The sequence below is a fragment of the Pseudomonas sp. SDT291_1_S447 genome, from assembly GCF_054070155.1.
Map to the genome: position 1 here is coordinate 1 of NZ_JBSVXS010000242.1, position 2,383 is coordinate 2,383.

Sequence of the window (2,383 nt, forward strand, 5' to 3'; positions counted from 1 at the left end):
CCATCAAGGGGCTTGCCGGTAACCAGCTCGCCACGTTCACCAACACCAGCAACTTGCTGGCGAAAGCCACCAAGTCCGACGCCGAAACCATGGGTGAATACGTTGGCACGCTCTACAACCTGCAGAAGTCCCAAGCGGATGCGATGGGGAAGGGCGCGTGGGTGGAAAAACTCGGTGGCCAAACGGCGCTGGCCGTGCAGTTGTTCCGCACCAGTGGCGCCGCGATGAAAGACGCGTTTAAGGAGGCCGGCGCGATCGCCACCACATCCGGCGTCGACCTTGCCGAACAGATGGCGGTGATTGGCACGCTGAGCAGCACCATGGAGGGCGGCGACGCCGGCGGACGCTACAAAGCGTTCTTCGAGAACATCGGCGCGGCGTCTGAAAAGCTCGGCATGCAGTTCACCGATCAGCAGGGCAAAGTCCTGCCGATGATGGCGATCCTGGACAAGCTGCAGGGCAAGTTCGGTGATCTGACCAGCGCGTCAGCCGGGGCCAAGTTGATGGAGGCCTTCGGTGGCGAAGGCGCCCAGGTGATCGGCGCGCTGGCCAAGGATACCGATCGACTGCGCAACGGCATCGAGCAGCTGGGCAAGGTGCGCGGTCTGGAAAATGCCGAGCAGATGGCCCGGGCCATGGTCGATCCGTGGCAACAGTGGGCGTCCCTGGTCGAGGTCATGCGTGTGGTATTTGGCCAGGTGCTGATACCGGTACTGACGCCGTTCATGAGCAAGATGGTCGACATCGGTAAAACCCTGGTGCGCTGGTCGCAGCTGTTTCCCAACATCACCCGGGTGATCGGCATCACCGCACTGACCATCATGGCGATCGTCGGCGCCATGTCGTTGTTGACCGTCGTGGTCGGCGTTGCACGGATGACTTGGCTGGGCCTGTTATCGGTGTGGAAGGTCGTGCAGTTGCTGAACCTGCGCACCGTTGCCGGCTTCGTCCTGCAGAAACTGGCGATCCTGGCTTACATGGCCGTGATCTACACGCTCAGCGCCGGCCTTTCCCTGGTGCGCGGCGCCATGCTGCTGTGGCAGGGCGCGATCTGGCTGGTCAACGCGGCGCTGTTGGCCAACCCGATGGTGTGGATTGTGGTGGGTGTTCTCGCTCTGGTGGCCGTCATTATCGCGGCGGTCTACTACTGGGACGAATGGACGTCCGCCCTGATGAACACGGCCGCGTTCCAGTTCGTCGCCGACAAGCTCCAGAAGCTGTCCGATTGGTTTAACTCCATGGGCGGTTGGTCAGGCATGGCCAAGGCCGCATGGGACAGCATCGTCGGCATTTTCACCAAGGCCGTAAACGGCGTGATCGAGCTGCTGAACAGCATCCCGGGCGTGAATATCGAAGCGCGTTTTGGCGGTATGCCTGAAGTGCCCGGCGTCGATGCCGCGACCAATGCCGCCGACACCGCCAACGCCGCACAGAAAGCCCAGCAAACCATCAACGCGGCAATCCCCAGCCTTTCCCCGGTACGCCCTTCGGCGGTGCCGCCCGGCGGCTTGCTGACCAGCATCCAGAACAACAACAGCAGCCAGAACAAGGGCACACATGTGGAGAACGTGAACATTCACACCAGCAAACCAATGAGCCCGCTGGAGGTGGAAAACATGGTGGCTATGGCGGTCGGCGGATGAGCGAGTACGTAGACCTGTTGATCGTGAACAACGACCTGGCACTGGATCCATCCCACCAGCCGCTGTTGGTCGATGACCGCGCCTGCATCGCCCAGGACATCGCTCACATGATCCGCGACAGCGGGTTGCTGGTGACGCTGGTGGCCGAGCGCGATCGGCTGCGGCAGCGCGACTGCATTCAGCAACTTGAACTGTTGGTGGAGGACGACCAGCGCCTGGTGCCGGGCACGGCACGCATCACCCAGCAGGAACCAGGCGTGTACCTGGTCACTGCGAAAACCCTGAAATTTGGTTCGATTGAGGTACGTCTGTGAGCCAGGTCGATTTTAAAAAGGTGATCGCCGACGCCGGCATACCGACCACCGAGGCCGGTTTGAAGGCCGCGTGGGAAAAGGAAGTCGAAGCCCAAGGCGCGAAGGTGGCCAACACCAGCAGTTATTCGCCGTTCTGGCGGGTGATGACCGCGCTGGTGACCAAACCGGTGTTGTGGCTATTGGATTTTCTGTGCCTGACGGTGCTGCCGAATTTCTTTGTGAAAACGGCGGTGGACGCCTGGCTGGACATGCTCGCCTGGGCGGTCAACGTCGAGCGTAAAGGCGCCACCAAAGCCCGCGGTAAATTGCTGTTCACCCGCGCCTTACCGGACGGCGTCATGGAGCTGGAAAAAGGCATTGTGGTGCAGTCTGCCGCCATCAACGGCAACGTGTACCAATTGATTACCACGGCGCCGGCGACGTTCG

Annotated in this window: 3 protein-coding genes; all 3 read left to right on the top strand. The window is 61.4% G+C overall.

The window, feature by feature from the left end; translation table 11 throughout:
* A partial coding sequence (locus ACW9IR_RS29175; RefSeq protein WP_457466065.1) for a phage tail tape measure protein occupies positions 1-1,643 on the top strand: 1,643 nt, incomplete at its 5' end.
* Entirely contained in the window at positions 1,640-1,957 is a 318-nt protein-coding gene (locus ACW9IR_RS29180; protein WP_457466067.1) for a DUF2590 family protein, read from the top strand. The genes ACW9IR_RS29175 and ACW9IR_RS29180, both read left to right, overlap by 4 nt.
* A partial coding sequence (locus tag ACW9IR_RS29185) for a baseplate J/gp47 family protein (protein ID WP_457466069.1) occupies positions 1,954-2,383 on the top strand: 430 nt, incomplete at its 3' end. The genes ACW9IR_RS29180 and ACW9IR_RS29185, both read left to right, overlap by 4 nt.